16 protein-coding genes are annotated in these 16,914 nt (G+C 75.3%); 12 read left to right on the top strand and 4 right to left on the bottom strand.

The genetic code is table 11. The features are described from left to right. Nucleotides 1-96 precede the first annotated feature (96 nt). The 6 genes from NMK34_RS16470 to NMK34_RS16495 all read left to right on the top strand — a co-directional run bounded on the left by NMK34_RS16470 (nucleotide 97) and on the right by NMK34_RS16495 (nucleotide 7,905). On the top strand, nucleotides 97-3,282 hold the full coding sequence (locus NMK34_RS16470) for a penicillin acylase family protein (protein WP_318334145.1): 3,186 nt from the start codon (nucleotides 97-99) through the stop codon (nucleotides 3,280-3,282). A gap of 98 nt (nucleotides 3,283-3,380) precedes the next feature. Beyond that, entirely contained in the window at nucleotides 3,381-4,568 is a 1,188-nt protein-coding gene (gene dinB / locus NMK34_RS16475; protein WP_318334146.1) for a DNA polymerase IV, read from the top strand. A 105-nt stretch (nucleotides 4,569-4,673) separates the two neighbouring features. After that, on the top strand, nucleotides 4,674-5,606 hold the full coding sequence (locus NMK34_RS16480) for a hypothetical protein (RefSeq protein ID WP_318334147.1): 933 nt from the start codon (nucleotides 4,674-4,676) through the stop codon (nucleotides 5,604-5,606). Continuing rightward, nucleotides 5,603-6,055 carry an ABA4-like family protein gene (locus NMK34_RS16485; protein WP_318334148.1) on the top strand — a complete coding sequence of 151 codons (453 nt, stop codon included), beginning with the start codon at nucleotides 5,603-5,605 and terminating at the stop codon, nucleotides 6,053-6,055. Before NMK34_RS16480 ends, NMK34_RS16485 begins: the two co-directional genes overlap by 4 nt. Before the next feature lie 9 nt (nucleotides 6,056-6,064). Beyond that, the gene (locus NMK34_RS16490) at nucleotides 6,065-7,282 is read left to right on the top strand and encodes a sensor histidine kinase (protein ID WP_318334149.1); all 1,218 of its coding nucleotides are present in this window, start codon (nucleotides 6,065-6,067) and stop codon (nucleotides 7,280-7,282) included. After that, nucleotides 7,279-7,905 carry a response regulator transcription factor gene (locus tag NMK34_RS16495; protein WP_318334150.1) on the top strand — a complete coding sequence of 209 codons (627 nt, stop codon included), beginning with the start codon at nucleotides 7,279-7,281 and terminating at the stop codon, nucleotides 7,903-7,905. The genes NMK34_RS16490 and NMK34_RS16495 overlap by 4 nt, the downstream gene beginning before the upstream one ends. Nucleotides 7,906-7,910: 5 nt before the next feature. On the opposite strand, the gene NMK34_RS16500 is transcribed toward NMK34_RS16495, so the two are convergent. The 3 genes from NMK34_RS16500 to NMK34_RS16510 all read right to left on the bottom strand — a co-directional run bounded on the left by NMK34_RS16500 (nucleotide 7,911) and on the right by NMK34_RS16510 (nucleotide 10,749). Then, entirely contained in the window at nucleotides 7,911-8,624 is a 714-nt protein-coding gene (locus NMK34_RS16500; RefSeq protein WP_318334151.1) for an RraA family protein, read from the bottom strand. A gap of 9 nt (nucleotides 8,625-8,633) precedes the next feature. Next, entirely contained in the window at nucleotides 8,634-9,932 is a 1,299-nt protein-coding gene (locus NMK34_RS16505) for an FUSC family protein (RefSeq protein ID WP_318334152.1), read from the bottom strand. Between the two features lie 64 nt (nucleotides 9,933-9,996). Continuing rightward, nucleotides 9,997-10,749, bottom strand: a complete 753-nt coding sequence (locus NMK34_RS16510; protein WP_318334153.1) for a dienelactone hydrolase family protein — start codon at nucleotides 10,747-10,749, stop codon at nucleotides 9,997-9,999. 113 nt (nucleotides 10,750-10,862) lie between these two features. Between NMK34_RS16510 and NMK34_RS16515 the strand changes: the two genes are divergently transcribed. Together NMK34_RS16515 and NMK34_RS16520 are read left to right on the top strand one after the other, a co-directional pair. Then, entirely contained in the window at nucleotides 10,863-11,261 is a 399-nt protein-coding gene (locus NMK34_RS16515) for a DUF2267 domain-containing protein (protein ID WP_318334154.1), read from the top strand. A 10-nt stretch (nucleotides 11,262-11,271) separates the two neighbouring features. After that, nucleotides 11,272-11,532, top strand: coding sequence for a hypothetical protein (locus NMK34_RS16520; RefSeq protein ID WP_318334155.1), 261 nt, complete (start codon nucleotides 11,272-11,274; stop codon nucleotides 11,530-11,532). A 4-nt stretch (nucleotides 11,533-11,536) separates the two neighbouring features. Here NMK34_RS16520 and NMK34_RS16525 read toward each other — a convergent pair whose 3' ends face one another. Continuing rightward, entirely contained in the window at nucleotides 11,537-12,466 is a 930-nt protein-coding gene (locus NMK34_RS16525; protein WP_318334156.1) for a diacylglycerol/lipid kinase family protein, read from the bottom strand. A 115-nt stretch (nucleotides 12,467-12,581) separates the two neighbouring features. Between NMK34_RS16525 and NMK34_RS16530 the strand changes: the two genes are divergently transcribed. The 4 genes from NMK34_RS16530 to NMK34_RS16545 are packed head-to-tail and all read left to right on the top strand — an operon-like array spanning nucleotide 12,582 to nucleotide 16,873. Continuing rightward, complete coding sequence (locus tag NMK34_RS16530; protein ID WP_318334157.1) at nucleotides 12,582-14,273, top strand: sugar ABC transporter permease; 1,692 nt, start codon at nucleotides 12,582-12,584, stop codon at nucleotides 14,271-14,273. A gap of 47 nt (nucleotides 14,274-14,320) precedes the next feature. Continuing rightward, nucleotides 14,321-14,887: a hypothetical protein gene (locus tag NMK34_RS16535; RefSeq protein ID WP_318334158.1), complete on the top strand. Its 567-nt coding sequence runs from the start codon at nucleotides 14,321-14,323 to the stop codon at nucleotides 14,885-14,887. Between the two features lie 10 nt (nucleotides 14,888-14,897). Next, nucleotides 14,898-15,446 carry a hypothetical protein gene (locus tag NMK34_RS16540; RefSeq protein WP_318334159.1) on the top strand — a complete coding sequence of 183 codons (549 nt, stop codon included), beginning with the start codon at nucleotides 14,898-14,900 and terminating at the stop codon, nucleotides 15,444-15,446. Then, nucleotides 15,443-16,873 (top strand): hypothetical protein, encoded by a 1,431-nt coding sequence (locus tag NMK34_RS16545; RefSeq protein WP_318334160.1) that lies wholly within the window; start codon nucleotides 15,443-15,445, stop codon nucleotides 16,871-16,873. The genes NMK34_RS16540 and NMK34_RS16545 overlap by 4 nt, the downstream gene beginning before the upstream one ends. The last annotated feature ends 41 nt before the right edge of the window (nucleotides 16,874-16,914 follow it).

Consider the following 16,914-nt stretch of genomic DNA (forward strand, 5'->3'; position numbering starts at 1 on the left):
TTCTCACCTCCGGGCAGGACGCCCGGGCGCGGAGGCCGAGACGCCGTCAGCCGGGCGTACCGAACGGCCCTACTCCGCGTCCCCCGGAGGATCGCCATGCCATTACCCGCCATCCGTGCCCGCCTCGCGGCGCTCACCGCCGCCGCCCTCACCGCGAGCGTCCTGACGGTCATCGCGCCGTCACCGGCGCTCGCCGCCACCACGTTCACCCCCGACGACTACTGCCTCGGTCAGTGCGCCGACATCCTGCCGCCCGGGCAGAACGGCAACGCCACGCTCGTGGCGATCCTGGCCCACCAGGCGCTCGGCACCCGCCCCGCGCACTCCAGCGACCAGCTCGACGAGTACGCGAACCTGGTCTACAACTACGCCGGGCTGACCGACGAGCAGATCGCCCACTTCTACAACGACGCCTCGTTCGGCGTCCCCGACGCGCAGGTCGAGAGCAGGATCTCGCCGCGTTCGGACGTCACCATCGTGCGGGACAAGGCCACCGGCGTCCCGCACGTCACCGGCACCACCCGCGCCGGCACCATGTTCGGCGCCGGTTACGCCGGCGCCCAGGACCGGCTCTGGGTGATGGACCTGCTGCGGCACGTCGGCCGCGGCAACGTCAGCTCGTTCGCCGGCGGCGCCCCCGGCAACCGGGAACTGGAGCAGAGCGTCTGGGCCAACTCGCCCTACACCGAGGCGGACCTCCAGGCCCAGGTGGACGCGCTGCGCCTCAAGGGCACCCGGGGCCAGCAGCTCTACACCGACGTCGTCGACTACATCGCCGGCATCAACGCCTACATCGACAAGTCGATCGCCGACGACAACTACCCCGGCGAGTACGTGCTCACCGGCGCCGGGAAGCCGAAGCACTTCACCATGACCGACCTGATCGCCACCGCCGGTGTCATCGGCGGGCTGTTCGGCGGGGGCGGCGGCAGCGAGATGCAGTCCGCGCTGGTCCGGGTGGCCGCCCGGGCCAAGTACGGCCCGACCGAGGGCGACCGGGTCTGGACGGCGTTCCGCTCGCAGAACGACCCGGAGACCGTGCTGACGCTGCACGACGGGCAGAGCTTCCCGTACGGCGCGACGCCACCCGGTGCCACAAGCGCGGTGCTGCCCGACGCCGGCACGGTGGTCGCCGAGCCGCTCGCGTACGACGCCACCGGCGGGGCGGCCGCCCGCACCGGCACCAGCGCCGCCACCAAGGACCTGGTCGGCGGCCTGTCCAACCTGCGGGCGCACGGCATGTCCAACGCGGTGGTGGTCTCCGGCCGGCACACCACCACCGGCAACCCGGTGGCCGTGTTCGGCCCGCAGACCGGCTACTTCGCCCCGCAACTGCTCATGCTCCAGGAACTCCAGGGGCCGGGCATCAGCGCGCGCGGCGCGGCGTTCGCCGGGCTGAACCTCTACGTGCTGCTCGGCCGCGGCCAGGACTACGCGTGGAGCGCCACCTCCGCCTCGCAGGACCTGACCGACACGTACGCGGTACCGCTGTGCACCACCGACGGCAGCGCGCCGACGCTGAGCTCCAACCGCTACCTCTACCGCGGCCAGTGCGTCGCGATGGACGTGCTGGAGAAGCGCAACTCCTGGTCGCCGACGCTCGCCGACTCCACCCCGGCCGGCGCGTACACGCTGCGCGCGCTGCGCACCAAGTACGGGCTGGTGGCCTACCGAGGGCTGGTCGACGGACAGCCCACCGCGTTCACCAAGCTGCGCTCCACCTACCGGCACGAGGCCGACTCGGCGATCGGCTTCCAGGCGTACAACGACCCGGCGGCGATGGGCAGCGCGGCGGCGTTCCAGGCGTCCGCGGCCAGCGTCGGGTACGCGTTCAACTGGTTCTACGTCAACTCGACCGAGGCGGCGTACTACAACTCCGGCTCGAACCCGGTGCGCTCCTCCACCTCCGACCCGAACCTGCCGATGAAGGCCGAGCCGGCGTACGAGTGGGCCGGCTGGAACCCGGACACCAACGACGCCACGTACGCCCCGGCGTCGGCCCACCCGCAGTCGGTCAACCAGGACTACTACGTCAGCTGGAACAACAAGCAGGCGCGGGACTTCGGCGCGGCCGACGGCAACTTCAGCTACGGCGCGGTGCACCGGGGCCAACTGCTCGACGGTCCGGTGAAGGCGGCCATCGCCCAGCGCAAGGTCGGCCGCGCCGACATCGTGCGGATCACCGCCGAGGCGGCGGTGACCGACCTGCGCGGCCAGCAGGTCCTCGGCGAACTGCTGCGGGTGCTGGACAGCACGCCGGTCACCGACCCGGCGCTGGCCGCCGCGGTGACCAAGCTGCGGGCCTGGCAGCAGGCCGGGTCGCGACGGGTGGAGACGTCACCCGGCTCGAAGGTCTACCAGCACGCCGAGGCCATCCGGATCTTCGACGCCTGGTGGCCGCTGCTCACCTCGGCACAGTTCCGTCCCGGCCTCGGCCCCGACCTGTACGGCGCCCTCGTCGGCGCCCTCCAGGTCAACGAGGCGCCCTCGGGCGGCCAGAACGGCGGCCGCGACGGCACCGTGAACTGGGCGGCGCAGGGCCAGGCGCACAAGGGCTCGGCGTTCCAGTACGGCTGGTGGGGTTACGTCGACAAGGACCTGCGGGCCGTGCTCGGCGACCCGGTCGCCGGCGGGCTCGGGCGCACGTACTGCGGCAACGGCAACCTGGGCGCGTGCCGGCAGGCGCTGCTGGACACGCTCGGCCAGGCCGCCGCGGCGCCGGCGACCACCGTCTACCCGGGCGACTCCTCGTGCGGGGCGGGCGACCAGTGGTGCGCCGACTCGATCGCCCAGTCCGGGCTCGGCGGCATCACCCACCCGCTGATCGCCTGGCAGAACCGGCCCACGTACCAGCAGGTCGTCTCGTTCCCGGCGCGCCGGGGCGACGCGGTGACCAACCTGGCGCAGGGCCGTACCGCCACCGCGTCCAGCACGCAGTTCCTGACCAGCAACACCCCGGCCAAGGCGGTCGACGGCAGCCTCGGCACCCGGTGGGCCAGCAGCTACAACGACAACCAGTGGCTGCGGGTGGACCTCGGCTCGGCCCGGACGATCAGCCGGGCGGTGCTGCGGTGGGAGGCCGCCTACGCCACCGGCTACCGGATCGAGGTCTCCGGTGACGGCAACTCCTGGCAGCCGGTGTTCAGCACCACCGCCGGCAACGGGGGCGTCGACAACGTGACGTTCGCCCCGGTCAGCGCCCGCTACGTGCGGATGTACGGCGTCACCCGGGCCACCTCGTACGGCTTCTCGCTCTACGAGTTCGAGGTCTACGGACGGTGAGGCGCAGGCGACCGGCCGGCGGGTGCTCTCGCCGGCCGGTCGCCTGTGTCCGGGCAGGTCAGCCGCGCTTGTTCGAACATGTGTGCGAGGATGGCGGGGTGTCGAGCGAGGCCACCATCCTGCACGCCGACCTGGACGCGTTCTACGCCTCGGTCGAGCAGCGCGACGACCCCCGGCTGCGCGGCCGGCCGGTGATCGTCGGCGGCGGCGTGGTGCTCGCGTGCAGCTACGAGGCCAAGGCCCGGGGCGTGCGCAGCGCGATGGGCGGCCGGCAGGCGCGGCGGCTCTGCCCGGACGCCGTCGTCGTGCCGCCCCGGATGGCCGCGTACACGGCCGCCAGCCGGGCGGTGTTCGAGATCTTCCGGCACACCACCCCGCTGGTCGAAGGGCTCAGCATCGACGAGGCGTTCCTCGACGTGGGCGGGCTGCGGCGGCTCGCCGGAACGCCGGCCGCCGTCGCGGCCACGCTGCGGGAGCGGGTACGCCGCGAGGCCGGCCTGCCGATCACCGTCGGCGTGGCCCGGACGAAGTTCCTGGCGAAGGTGGCAAGCGGTGTGGCGAAGCCGGACGGGCTGCTGGTCGTCGAGCCGGACCGGGAACTGGCGTTCCTGCACCCGCTGCCGGTCGAGCGGCTGTGGGGCGTCGGCCCGGTCACCGCCGCGCGGCTGCGCGACCGCGGCATCCGTACCGTCGGGCAGGTGGCCCGGCTGGACGAGCCGGCGCTGGTGTCGCTGCTCGGCGCGGGCGCCGGCCGGCACCTGCACGCCCTGGCCCACAACCGCGACCCACGGGCGGTGCAGGTGGGCCGGCGCCGCTCCTCGATGGGCGCGCAGCACGCGCTGGGACGCGGCCCGCACTCCCCCGCCGACCTGGACGCGGTGCTGGCCGGGCTGGTCGACCGGGTCACCGGCCGGATGCGCGCCGCCCGCCGCACCGGCCGCACGGTGACGCTGCGGCTGCGTTTCGCCGACTACACCCGCGCCACCCGGTCGCACACGCTCGACGAGCCGACCGCGCAGACCGGGCCGCTGCGGACCGCCGCCCGTGACCTGCTGCGCGCCGCGCTGCCGCAGATCGCGGAACGGGGCGTCACGCTGCTCGGCGTCTCGGTGGGCAACCTCGGTGCCGGGCACACCCAGCTCACCCTGCCGTTCAGCGCCGAACCCGGCCCGGCGCTGGACGCCGCCGTCGACGCGGTGCGGGACCGCTTCGGCTCGCGGGCGCTGACCCGTGGCGTGCTGCTCGGCCGCGACCCGGGCGTCGAGATGCCCCGGCTGCCGGACTGACCGCCCGGCCTCCTCCCCGGGTAGGAGACGCGCTCCGACCCGGGGCCGCGGACGCGGCCTCCGGGCGGGCGCGACCGGCCCGGCCCGCCACCAGCATCTACAGGCATGACTACGGTACGGAACCGGGCGGCCGGATGGCACCGCCCCCTGATGCTCCTCGTGTCCGCGATGGCGGTGCTCACCGTCGTCGCCGCGGTCGGCGTCGTGGCCGACCCGCGCGTGCTCACCGGCGCGCCGATCTGGCTCAAGCCGCTGAAGTTCGCGATCTCGTTCGTCCTCTACGGCGTCACGCTGGCCTGGATGCTGTCCCTGCTGCCCCGCCGCAGCCGGGCGGCCGAGCGGGCGGCCACCGTGATCGTGGCCATGGCCGTGGTGGAGATGGTCGTCATCGTCGGCCAGGTGCTGCGCGGCACCACCAGTCACTTCAACGGCACCACCACGCTGGACGCGATGCTGTTCAGCGTCATGGGCGCGGCGATCACCGTCCTGTTCGCCGCCCAGCTCGTGCTGGCGGTCGTGCTGTCCCGCCGGTCCCTCGCCGACCGGGCCGGCGGCTACGCGGTACGGCTCGGCCTCGCCGTGTCCCTGCTCGGCATGCTCGTCGCGTTCCCGATGGTGGCGCAGCCACCGGCCGGCGCGCCCGCCGGGATCAGCGGAGCGCACAGTGTCGGTGTGCCGGACGGCGGCCCGGGGCTGCCGCTGCTCGGCTGGAGCACCACCGGCGGCGACCTGCGCGTGGGGCACTTCGTCGGCATGCACGCGTTGCAGGCGCTGCCGCTGCTGGCGATCCTGCTCGACCGGTTCCTCGGCACGCGGCTGGACGAGCTGACCCGGGCCCGGCTGGTGCTCGTCGGCGGGGCCGCGTACGCGGCACTGACGCTGCTGCTGACCGCCCAGGCGCTGCGCGGGCAGCCGCTGCTCGCGCCGGACGCGCTCACGCTCGCCGCGGCGGCCGTGCTGGTCGCGGCCACGGCGGCGGCCACCGCGCTGGTGCTGGCCCGCCGGGCCCGCCGTACCGAGGTGGTGCTGGTCGGATGAGCACCGCGCTGTTCAGCCTGACGTTCGCGCTCGCGGCGCCGTTCTGGGCGCTGATGGTCCTGGCGCCGCGCTGGTCCTGGACCGGCCGGATCGTCGGCTCGCCGCTGATCGTGGTGCCGGTGCTGCTCGTCTACGCGGCCCTGGTGCTCCCCGCGCTCGGCACCGTGCTGCCGGTGGTGACCGCGCCCACGCTCGACGGCCTGCGGGATCTGCTCGGCACCGCCGACGGCGCGGCGGCGGCCTGGGCCCACATGATCGCCTTCGACCTGTTCGTCGGCAGGTGGATCTGGCAGGACTCCCGGGACCGAGGGCTGCCGTCCCTGCTCACCGCCCCGGTGCTGCTGCTCACGGTCCTGCTCGGCCCGATCGGGCTGGCCGTCCACCTCGGACTGCGCTCCGCGTGGCGGCGGCCGGCGAACGCGGTGGCTCCGGCCGCACCGGTTGCCTAGGCTGACGCGGTGGGCTGGGTCGGTCGGCTGTTCGACGCGCGGGACACGTTCGCGCGGATCCTGCTGCTGGACCTCAGCGGCATCGGCTATCTGGTCTTCGGCGCGCACGGCGGCCCGGCCGCCACCGGTACGCAGTGGGCGCTGGCGGTCCCGGCGTTCGTGCTGGCGCTGCTGTGCCACCGCCGGCCCCTGATGAACCTGCTGGTCCAGTCGGCCCTGCTGGTCGCCGCGCTCGTCCTGGTCGACGACGTGATGATCAACCAGGTCGGAGCGAGCTGGGCGCTGCTGGAGCTGACCATGCGGGCCACCCGGCCGCGCACGATCTGGCTGGGCGCCGGGCTGCTCGCCGCCGTCGACCTGTCCGGCCAGATCGGGGAACCGGTCCGCCGGGCGCTCGCCGGCCTGTTCGGGCTGGCCGTCACCGTCGGCCTGCCGCTGCTGCTCGGGCTGGTCGTGCGGACCACCCGGGAACTCGGGCGGCAGGCCGAGGTGCGGGCCGAGGCGGAGCGGCGCCGGCGCGAGTCGGAGAGCCGGGCGGCCCGCGCCGACGAGCGCGGCGCGATCGCCCGCGAACTGCACGACGTGCTCGCGCACCACGTCGCGTCGATGGTGCTGCGGGTCGGCGTGGCCCGGCACGTGCTGCCCGACCTGGATCCCCGGGTCGGCGAGGTGTTCGACGACGTACACGCCACCGGCACGGCCGCGCTGACCGACCTGCGGCGGCTGGTGGCGGTGCTGCGCGACCCGGACGGCGTCCGCGGCGACGCCGCGCTGACCGCGATCGAGCCGTCGGCGCTGCCGGCCGCGCTCGGCGCGGCGGTCGACCGGGCCCGGCAGGCGGGCGTCGTCGTCGAGGCCGACGTCGACCCGGCCGTCGGCACCCTCGACGCGGTACGCGGCCAGGCGGTGCTGCGACTGACCCAGGAGGCGTTGACGAACGTGGCGAAACACGCCGGCGCGGCGGCCCGCGCACACCTGACCGTGTCGGTCGAGGACGGCGCGGTGCACTGGGCGGTCACCGACGACGGGCGGGGCGCCGCGCCGGCCGGGGTGCCCACCGGCGGCGGCCACGGCATCGTCGGCATGCGGGAACGGGTCGAGGTGCTCGGCGGACGGCTGGAGGCCGGCCCCACCGGGTCCGGCTGGCGGGTCCGGACCGTGCTGCCCCCGGCCGGGCCCGCCCACTCGGCGCCCCGGCCCCGCGCGGGCACGCCGGAGCCGGCGTGATCCGGGTGCTGCTGGTCGACGACCAGCACCTCATCCGGGCCGGCCTGCGGATGCTCTGCGACGCCCAGCCCGACCTCGAGGTCGTCGGTGAGGCCGGCAACGGCCGGGACGCGGTCACCCTGGCCGCCCGGCTACGACCCGACGTGGTGGTGATGGACCTGCGGATGCCCGGTGTCGACGGCATCACCGCGACCAGCCGCATCCTCGCCGACCGGCCCGCCACCCGGATCATGGTGCTCACCACGTTCGGCGACGACGACCACCTCTACCCCGCGCTGACCGCCGGCGCCTGCGGGTTCCTGCTCAAGGACGCACCCCCGGCCGACCTCCTCGACGGCGTCCGCCGCGCCGCCGCCGGCGACAGCCCGTTCAGCCCGGACGTCCTGCGCCGGCTGGTCGACCGCGCGGTGCACGCCCGCGCCGGCGCGCCCCGGCGGACGGCCGACCTGACCGCCCGCGAGCGGGACGTGCTGGACCTGGTCGCCGACGGCCTGTCGAACACAGAGATCGCCGACCGGCTGCACATCGGGGTGACCACAGTGAAGACGCACATCACCAGCCTGATGACGAAGACCGGCAGCGCCAACCGGGTACGCCTGGCGCTGTGGGCGCGCGGCGGCTGACCGGGTCATTCCTCGATCGCGCCGCCCACCGCCCGCAGGTGCGCCCGGAACGTCAGCGCCGGGTCGGCCTCCCGGGCCGCCAGGAATGCGCCGAACCCGACCTGCGCGCGCAGCGACTCCCCGGCCCGGATCCGGCCGGCCTGCCGCCGTTCGGTGTCCCGGATGGACTCGGCCAGGTCGAACAGCTCCCCGGCCCGGTCCGCGGCCACGAACAGCACGCCGTCGTCGTCGGCCAGCGCCAGATCTCCTGGGCCGACGGTGAACGGCCCGACCCGGGCGTGCGCCAGCGCGCCGTCCGGGCGCGGGTCCAGCTCCAGCGGACCGCTCGGGGTGGCGCCGAGGCTGTACACCGGCAGCCCGACCGCGACCAGGTCCGCGGTGTCCCGGTGCGCGCCCCACACCACCAGCCCGGCCAGGCCGGCGGCCCGCGCCTCCAGCACCACCAGGTCGCCGACGCAGGCCCGGTCGGTGCGCCCGCCGTCGTCGACGACGAGCACGTCCCCCTCGGCGGCCTGCTCGATCGCCTCCAGGAAGACGTCCACGCTGCCGGCGTGCCGGGCCGGGCGGACCGGGCCGGCCAGGCGCCGTCCGGGCAGCACCGGGACGACGGCGGCCGGGGCGCAGCGGACGGGGACACCGGCGCGCAGGCACGCGTCGGCGACGTGGGCGGTGCTCAACGCGGCGAAGCGCGCGGCCGGCGCGTCGTGACGGATGTCCATACGCCGACGCTAACCAGCCGGACCGGCCCGGGCAGGTGCCAGTTGACGCCCGGTGGCCTTCGGCCGGTGCCGTACGCCGGGCCGGCCCGGGACCGGCCGGCTCATCCTGGCGCGGGCCGGCGGACGCGCCTCCGACTCCCCCGCACCGGCGGCCCGGCGCACACTGCCGTTGGCGTCCTCGGGCCGGCAGCCGGTGGCTCGCAGCAGTTCGCTCTGCGCGGTCCGCAGGTCGCTGATCATCGCCTCGCCGAACGCGCGTACGCCCTGCGACCAGGCGCGCCCGGCCAGCTCGGCGCCCTGCCGGACCATCTCCCGGGTGCGTTCCAGGTCCGCACCGGACTTGCAGGCCCGCTTCAGCTCCCGTACCGCCTGGCCGAGGCGGGCCACCGCGTCGGGCAGCGCGGGCGGAACCGGCTCGTCGTACTGCAGCGCGGTGGCGGAGCGGCGGGCGATCGAGCGGGCGTACAGGACCAGGCGTTCGAGGTGCTGGGTCGCTTCGGCGTACCTGTGGAACAGGGCCCGGCGGTGCCAGCGGGCGGGTGCGATGGTGACCACCTCCTCGGCCCCGCTGAGCGCGTCGTTGAGCCGCCCGATGTCCGGTTCGATCCCACGCAGGTCCTCCAGGGCGCGCTGGGCCGCGTCGGCGTCGCGGCGGGTCAGCGCGTGGGCGACGGCGTCGAGCTGTTCGGTGAGCCGGGCGACCACCGGTTCCACCGCCCGGTCCAGCACCCGGATCGGGTTGACCGGCAGCAGCAGCGCCACCACGAACAGGCCGACCAGGCCGCCGACCAGCGCGTCGAAGATGCGGGGCAGCTCCAGGCCGGGCTGCACCGGCGCGAGCGTGGCGATCAGCACCGCCGTACCGCCGGCCTGGCCGACGAGCGCGCCACCGCGCCCGGCCACCAGCAGCGCGGTGGCGATGGCCAGCGTGACCACCAGGCCGGTCTGCCAGGATCCGCTGCCCAGCAGCGCGCGCAGCAGGTCACCGACCAGGATGCCGAGACCGACGCCGATGAGCAGCTCGAACGTGCGCCGGGCACGCTGGCCGATGGCGGTGGCGATGGTGCCGACCGCGGCGGCGGGGGCGAAGACGTGCGCGCCGGAGCCGAGCAGCTCGTCGGCGAGCAGCGCGGCGAGCGCCGCGGCCAGCCCGGCCTGCGCGGAGATCACCACGGTGACCTCCAACTGGCGCAGCCGGTTGCGGCCGGCCGCGCCACCCTCGGCGCGGGCCCGGGACAGCGCGAGACCGCCCCGCTCGACCGCCCGGTCCAGGGGCGAGCGGACGGTGTCGGCGCGGCGGTCGGCCATGACGGCGGTTACCCGCCTCCGGGCCGGTGAATCGTCCGCCGCGCTCCCGCGCGCCTTGCGCGGGTCAGCGGCGGTACGTGCGGTCGAGCAGGTCGAACAGCGCCGTCCAGTGCCGCTTCGTGGCCTGCTCGTCGTACATCGGGGTGTCCGACTGGGTGTAGCCGTGGCGGGCGCCGGCGTACACCTCGGAGCGGTACGTCACCCCGGCCGCGTCGAGCGCCTTCTCCAGCGTGGCGATCTGCTCGGCGGTCATCGACGGGTCGGCGTCGGCGTGCCCGAAGTAGAGCTCACCGGTCACCGCGCCGACGGCCAGGTGCGGGCTGTCCGGGGCGTCGGTGACCACCCGGCCGGCGTGGAACGCGGCCACCGCGGCGATCCGGTCCGGCAACGCCTCGATCGCGCGCAGCGCGTTCGTGCCGCCCATGCAGTAGCCGGTGATCACCGCCGGTCCCGGCGCGACATCCGGGCGGGCGGCGAGGAAGTCCAGGTAGGCGGCGGTGTCGCGGGCCACCGCGTCCGGCGTCAACGCGGCCATCATCGGCCCGATGCGCTCGAACAGGGCGCCCCGGCGGCTGTCGTCGGCGAGCGCGCCGAGGTCGATCAGCGGGGCACGCCCGGCGCGGTGGAACAGGTTGGGGGCGAGCACCACGTACCCGCGCTCGGCGATCGTGGCGGCCATCTCCGCGACCCGGGGCCGCAGCCCGAACGCGTCCATGAACAGCAGCACGGCCGGGAAGGGCCCGCCGGTCCCCGGCGTGGCCAGGTAGGCGTCAGCGGTTCCGTCGGGGGTGGGCACGTCCACGGTCGTCGGCTGCACTGCCAGGGCCTCCTCGCTGCGGGTTCCGCGCTGCACGCTACCCCCCGGCCCGGCGGCCGTTTGCGGAGGTCCAGCGTGGGAATCCGGCGATCCCGGCGGAGGAAGGCGGCGAGATGGACCAGGATCAGTTCATCGGCGCGGTGGCCCAGCGGTGCGGCGCGTCCGCGGAGCAGGCCACCGCGATCACCCGGGCGACCTTGACCACGCTGGCCGAGCGGATCGACGGCGGGGAGGCCCGTGACCTCGCCGACCGGCTGCCGGAGGCGCTGCGGGCGTACGCGTTCGGCCCGGCCGAGGACGCCGAACCGTTCGGGCTCGACGTGTTCGTCGAGCGGGTGAGCGGACGCGCCGACGTCGACGCCGACGCCGCCCGGGACGGGATCACCGCCGTGTTCGACGTGCTGCGCGACGCCGTCGACCCGGCCGCCTACGCGCAGGTCGTCACGCAGCTCCCGGCCGAGTACGGCGAGGTGGCCGACCAGAGCGCCCCGTTCGTGCGGCGCACGGCGTGACGGGCACGCGATGAGCGAGGACGCGCTGCGCCGGCCGCCCCCGGCCGACGCGCAGGAGCAGCGGCAGGACGAGACGCTCGTCGGGCCGCCCGACACGGTCGGCGCGGCGGTGCCCGAGGCGAGCGAGGCGGACCTGGCCGAGCAGGGTGTGCTGCGCCCGCCGAGCGACCGGGCGGGCCTCGGCGAGTCGGTGCGCGACGACCTCACCGCCGCCGACGCGGTCGAGCAGAACACGGAGATCCCGCTGCCCGACGAGGAGCACTGGGCCTGACCGGTCAATGGTCCGGGCTGTCCGCCCGGGCCATCAGCCGCAACGCGTTCGGGTCCAGGCCGATGCGGACCGGCGTCTGCCCGTACGGCTCGCCGTCGACCTCGATGCGGGCCGGCCGGTCGGTGTCCAGCCACAGCTGGCGTACCGCCAGGAACGGCTCGTCGCCGAGGGTGCGGCGGTGGCCGGCCGCCGCGTTGCGCGCCGTCTCGCGCAGCAGCCCGCGCCGGGTCGGCCCACCCACCGGGTACGCGACCAGCAGCCGGTCGTCGGCGGTGGCGTCGGCGGTGATCGGCCGGCCGGCGTGGAAGCCGCCGTTGGCCACGTACACCTGGTGGGTGGTGAACGTGTGCTCGCGGCCCTCGGCGCGGACCGTCACGGCCAGCGGCCGCTGCCGGGCCAGCAGCCCCAGCCCGGTCATCGGGTACGCGAGCCGCCCGACGACCCGCTTCAGCCCCGGCGGCGCGGCCTGCATGATGTCCGCGGACAGCCCGATCCCGACGTGGTTGGTGAACCGGGTGTCGCCGATCAGGCCCAGGTCGACGTCGATGACCTTGCCGTCGGTGAGCACCGAGATGGCGGCGTCCAGGTCCAGCGGGACACCGACCGTACGGGCGAAGTTGTTAGTGGTGCCCAGCGGCAGCAGGCCCATCGCGATGTCCCGGTGGGCGAGCAGCCGGGCCGCCGCGCCGACGGTGCCGTCACCGCCGCCGGTGACGAGCAGGTCCGGCCCCAGGCCGGCGGCCTCGGCGAGCACCCGGTCCAGTTCGCCGGGCCGGTCCACCGGGTACGCGCCGAGCAGCGCGAAACCGGCTGCGCGCAGGCGTGCGTGGACGGTGTCGTAGAGCCGCCGGCCGCGGCGGGAGTGGGCGTTGACCACCAGCGCCGCCCGCCGTCGTTCCCGGATCGCCGTCGACAGCTCCTGCTTGGTCCGCACGGTTGCGACCCTATCCGGCGGCGCCGGGTCGCCGGTCGGCCGCCGCGCGCCGGTGGACGGCATCGGTTATCGTCGCGACGGCCATGATCGTCGATCTTCGAGGGTGGATGTCCAGATGAGTCAGCCGGCCGCGCCGCAGACGACAGCGCCAGTGCCCCCGCAGCCGTACCGCCCGGCGCGGGCCCTGATCGGGCTGGCGCTGATCGTCCCGGCGGTGATCGCCTGGGTCTGGTCGTACGTCCTGCCCACGCTCTCCACCGTGACCCGCAGCTTCCAGGCCGACGGGCCGCGCCGCTCGGGTGAGTCGGCCGGTACGGCGAACTACGAGGCCGCCCTCACCTCCGGGTTCGCCGGGCAGGTCGGGTTCGCGGTGCTGCTCGCGCTGATCCCGCTGGCGGTGGCGCTGCTCGCCGCGCCGCTGCTCGCGGTCCTCGCCGACCGGGCCGGCCGGGTCACCCGCCTGGTCACCCGGGGCGTGCTGGCCCTGCCGCTCGCCGCGTACGCGCCGGTCGCCGTGCTCCTGGGCATGCGCGCCGAGGGCATCGAGGACGGCAGCCTCGTCCAGGATCTGCAGTCCCCGCGCGTGTTCCTCGCCTCGGCGACGGCGCAGGTGACCGCGGGGCTGGTCGTCGCGGTGGCCGCGACGCTGTACCTGAGCGCCCTGCGCCGGCGGGACCCCGACCACCGGCCCGCGCCCGCCATGCTGACCGTCGGCGGGCTGCTCGGCCTGGGTGTCCTCGCCGCCGCCCTGCAGACCTACGCCGCCCCGCTGATCCTGACCGGCGGCGGGCCGCGCGGCGAATCCACCGCGACGCCGGTGTTCACCGCCGTGCAGACCACTTTCCGGACGATGCGCTTCGGTGTCGGGTCCGCCACGTCGACGCTGCTGCTGGTGCTGCTCGGCCTGCTCGGGCTGGCCGCGGCCGGGCTCATCCTGGCCACCCGGCTGCGCATCGAGTTCGACGGCTGGCGGGACGGCCCGGCCGCCCGGGAGGCGGAGTCCCACTCCGGCCGCCGGCCGCTGCTCGTCGGCCTGACCGCCGCCGCGCTCGTCGTCGTCCTCGGCGTGACCGTCTGGGCGTCGCTGCCGTGGCTGCGGAACCTCTCCTCCGGCACCGGGCGGCTGCCCAACGGGGTCGAGACCTCGACCGTGTTCGCCAACACCTGGGTGCCGCCGCTGATGTCCACACTCGTCGCGGTGACGGTCGCGGCGCTGGCCGGGTTCGGGATCGGCGCGCTGCGCCCGCTGGGGCGCTACAGCGAACTGCTGCTGGTGCCGTTCGCGCCGTGGTTGTTCGTCGGCGTCGGCCCGCTGGCCGTCGCCGGTTACGAGCGCACCGAGGAACTCGGCCAGCTGGGCCTGTTCCTCGGCCTGGTGCCGCCGGTCTGGCTGTCGGTGCCCGCGCTGTTCGCGTTCACGCTGCTGTTCCGGGGCCGGCACGCCCGGGCCGGCGGTACGGGCCGGACGCTGCTGCTGCCGGCGCTGCCGATGCTGGCCGTGACCGCGCTGCCGACCTGGCTGGCGCACGCCCAGTCGCCACTGTGGGCGACACTGGTGAGCCGGGGCCCGGACAGCCTCACCGCGCCGGTGCTGGTGCAGACGGTCGCCGGCAACCGCTTCGGCGCCGGTGGCGAGCTTCCGCTGGGCCTGATCCTGCCGCTGCCGATGCTGGTGCTGTTCGTGCTGCTGTTCGCCGCGCTGATGGTCGGCTACCTGGAGCGGCTCGCCATCCGGGTGGGACGGCCCAGCGGCACCGACGAGCAGCCCGCCGGGGCGGACGAGCCGGTCCGCAAGGTCACCGCATAGGGAAACCCCCGATTACCGGCGGTGACGACGCACCTAGCGTCGGAGTCATGGCATCTGACGCGCTCACACCCGCCCGGACCGCCCGTACCCGCCGCGACGGCGGGCTCCCGCTGGGGCTGATCCTGCCCATGCTGCTGCTCGCCCTGCTCGCGCCGGCCGGGTGCGACTCCGGCGGCGGAACCGTTGACGCCGGGTCCGCCGGCACCGCGGCGGGCGAGGACGGCGGCGACCCGGACGCGGGCGCTGTGGACGATGTCCGGCCGCCGTGCCCGTTCACCGCCGCCCAGGTCTCCGAACTGGTCGACCGGAAGCTGCGCGACGAGGGCAACTGCTCGTTCGGCGACGGCATCGCCCAACTGGCGGTCACCACCGCCTCGGCGACCGCCGGCAAGGCCACCTACGACTACCAGTACGACCAGGCCGGCCAGCAGTACGAGAAGGTCGTCGACCTGGACCGGGGCGAGCGGGGCTACCTCGCGGTCAAGGACGTGCGCGGCGAGGCGGTGCTGATCGACGGCAAGGGCACGTACACGGTGACCATCAGCAGCTTCGGCGGCGGCACCGCCGGCAACGAGCAGATCCTGCGCCGCACGCTCGACGCGATCCCGGCCTGAGGGGGCAGGCATGCGAACCCGCCGACTGATCGCGCTCGCGCTGGCCGCGGCCCTGCTCACCGCGTCCGCCGGCTGCGGCGGCGACGAAACGCCGGCCGCCGGTGGCGCCGTACCCGGGGCGGGCACGCCGGTCGCGGACCCGACCGGGGAGGCGCCGGCCGAGCCGGGCGCCGAACCGGTGGACGGTGCCGCCGATGCGCCGCAGGCATGCACGCTGGTGTCGAAGGACGACGCCGAGCGTCTCGCCGGCACGCCGCTGGAGGAACCGGTGGTGGCCGGGCAGTCCTGCACCTACACCGGCCCGGTGAGCGGGCCGACCGCCCAGGTCGAGGTGTTCGTGGGCGAGGGCGCAAAGAAGTACCTCGACATCGAGCGGCAGCTCGGACACGAGATCCGGGAGCTGACCGGCACGGCCGACGAGGCCCTGCTCACCTACGAGGCGTTCTTCCTGCGCAAGGGCGAGCTGTGGGTCGCGGTGCGGCTGATGCGGCTCAACGACCCGCAGGAGAACCGGGCGCCGCTGGAACGGCTCGCTCGTACCGTCGCCGGCCGGATGTGAGGCGGCCGGTGCGCGGCCGGCGGCTGCTCACGGCCGGCTTGGTGGTGCTGCTCGTGGTGACCGGCTGCGGCGGCCCCGTACCGGGCCCGGCCGACGCGGGCGACGGCGAGCCCCGGTACGGGCGGGCCCCGGCGCCGGGCAAGGACGTCACGCTGCAACCGGACGTGGTGCTGGTCGGCGGCGGCAGCCGCACCGTGCGGTCGGTGAGCCCGGACGGGCTGATCTGGCGGCTCGACCCCGGCGCGCGCGACGCCGACCGGCTCGCGCCCGGCCGGGTCATGTTCCTCACCGGGCGCGGCGTGGGTCGGGTGCTCGACCTGGCCGAGGACGGCGGCGACCTGGTCGTCACGATCGGCCCGGTCACGCTCACCGAGGTGATCCGGGACGGCACGTTCGGCGGGGACGGCGTCATCCTCGACCGCCCTACCGTCTACGTGGCGGGTGAACCGTCGTGGACCCGGGAGGCCGCGGCGGCCGGCGGCACGCTGGGCCGGTCGCGTCCGCTCGCCGTCGCGCCCGCGCAGCCGCCACCCGCGCCGGGCGGGCAGGCCGCCGCGAGCGCCCACGGCTACCGGGTCCGGACGTTCTGCTGCGCCGGTGGCGTCGGCACGCACTTCACGTACGACGACGGGGGGCTCCGGCTGGCCGGCACCGTGACGCTGACCGTGGGCCGACCGGCCGCGTCGTTCCACCTGGCCATCGGCGCCGGCAAGGTGACCCGGGCCGAGCTGGAGATCGGCGGCGGCTTCGGTATCAAGGTGGACTTCACCGCCGGTATCGACGGCGGGCAGAACCACCGCCGGACGTTCCCGGTCCCGGTCGACATCGCGTTCCCGATCGGGCTGGTCGCCGGCCTGCCGCTGTCGTTCACGGTGAGCCAGACGCTTGAGGTGGCCACCGCGTTCGGCGCGAAAGTGGGCACGTTCCGCGGCTCCGGCGAGTACGCCCTGGCCGGCAAGCTCGGGTTCGGCTACGCGGGCGGCCAGGTGGGCTCGCGCGTGACCGAGGGCTTCGCCCGCCGGGTGAGCCTGCTCGACTCGCTCACCGGTGTGCCGGTCGGCGTGATGGGGCTCGTCGTCCGGCACGGCGTGCGGTTCACCATGGGCATCAGCGCGTTCCTGTTCACCGCCGGGATCTGGTTCGAGCTGGTCACGTCGTACGGCGCCACCATCGGGTCCGCGCTCGGCGCCCCGTACGCGCTGTGCCGGGGCGTCGGGCTCGGCGTGCGGGCGCGGTTCGGGATCGGCTACCGGATCCTGGAACCCGTCGTCCAGGTGATCAACAAGTTCCTCAGCCTGCTCAGCCCGTCCCGGGCCCCACGGATACCGCCGATCGTGGCGTCCGGCGGGCCGAGCTGGAGCGCCGACGTCTACCGCAACCAGGAGGTGATCCCGCCCGTCTCGATATGCGGACAGGTTCCGGGCTAGGCCGCGCCGACGCTGGGTTCACGGGCGCCGCTGTGCCACCA

Source organism: Micromonospora sp. BRA006-A, from assembly GCF_033433935.1.
Classification (GTDB): domain Bacteria; phylum Actinomycetota; class Actinomycetes; order Mycobacteriales; family Micromonosporaceae; genus Micromonospora; species Micromonospora aurantiaca.

What these genes read in the sequence shown, in the direction of transcription:
- NMK34_RS16470 (WP_318334145.1), top strand. Translation starts at nt 97, where the DNA reads ATGCCATTACCCGCCATCCGTGCCCGCCTCGCGGCGCTCACCGCCGCC.
- NMK34_RS16480 (WP_318334147.1), top strand. Translation starts at nt 4,674, where the DNA reads ATGACTACGGTACGGAACCGGGCGGCCGGATGGCACCGCCCCCTGATG.
- NMK34_RS16485 (WP_318334148.1), top strand. Translation starts at nt 5,603, where the DNA reads ATGAGCACCGCGCTGTTCAGCCTGACGTTCGCGCTCGCGGCGCCGTTC.
- NMK34_RS16500 (WP_318334151.1), bottom strand. Translation starts at nt 8,624, where the DNA reads ATGGACATCCGTCACGACGCGCCGGCCGCGCGCTTCGCCGCGTTGAGC.
- NMK34_RS16505 (WP_318334152.1), bottom strand. Translation starts at nt 9,932, where the DNA reads ATGGCCGACCGCCGCGCCGACACCGTCCGCTCGCCCCTGGACCGGGCG.
- NMK34_RS16515 (WP_318334154.1), top strand. Translation starts at nt 10,863, where the DNA reads ATGGACCAGGATCAGTTCATCGGCGCGGTGGCCCAGCGGTGCGGCGCG.
- NMK34_RS16520 (WP_318334155.1), top strand. Translation starts at nt 11,272, where the DNA reads ATGAGCGAGGACGCGCTGCGCCGGCCGCCCCCGGCCGACGCGCAGGAG.
- NMK34_RS16530 (WP_318334157.1), top strand. Translation starts at nt 12,582, where the DNA reads ATGAGTCAGCCGGCCGCGCCGCAGACGACAGCGCCAGTGCCCCCGCAG.
- NMK34_RS16535 (WP_318334158.1), top strand. Translation starts at nt 14,321, where the DNA reads ATGGCATCTGACGCGCTCACACCCGCCCGGACCGCCCGTACCCGCCGC.
- NMK34_RS16540 (WP_318334159.1), top strand. Translation starts at nt 14,898, where the DNA reads ATGCGAACCCGCCGACTGATCGCGCTCGCGCTGGCCGCGGCCCTGCTC.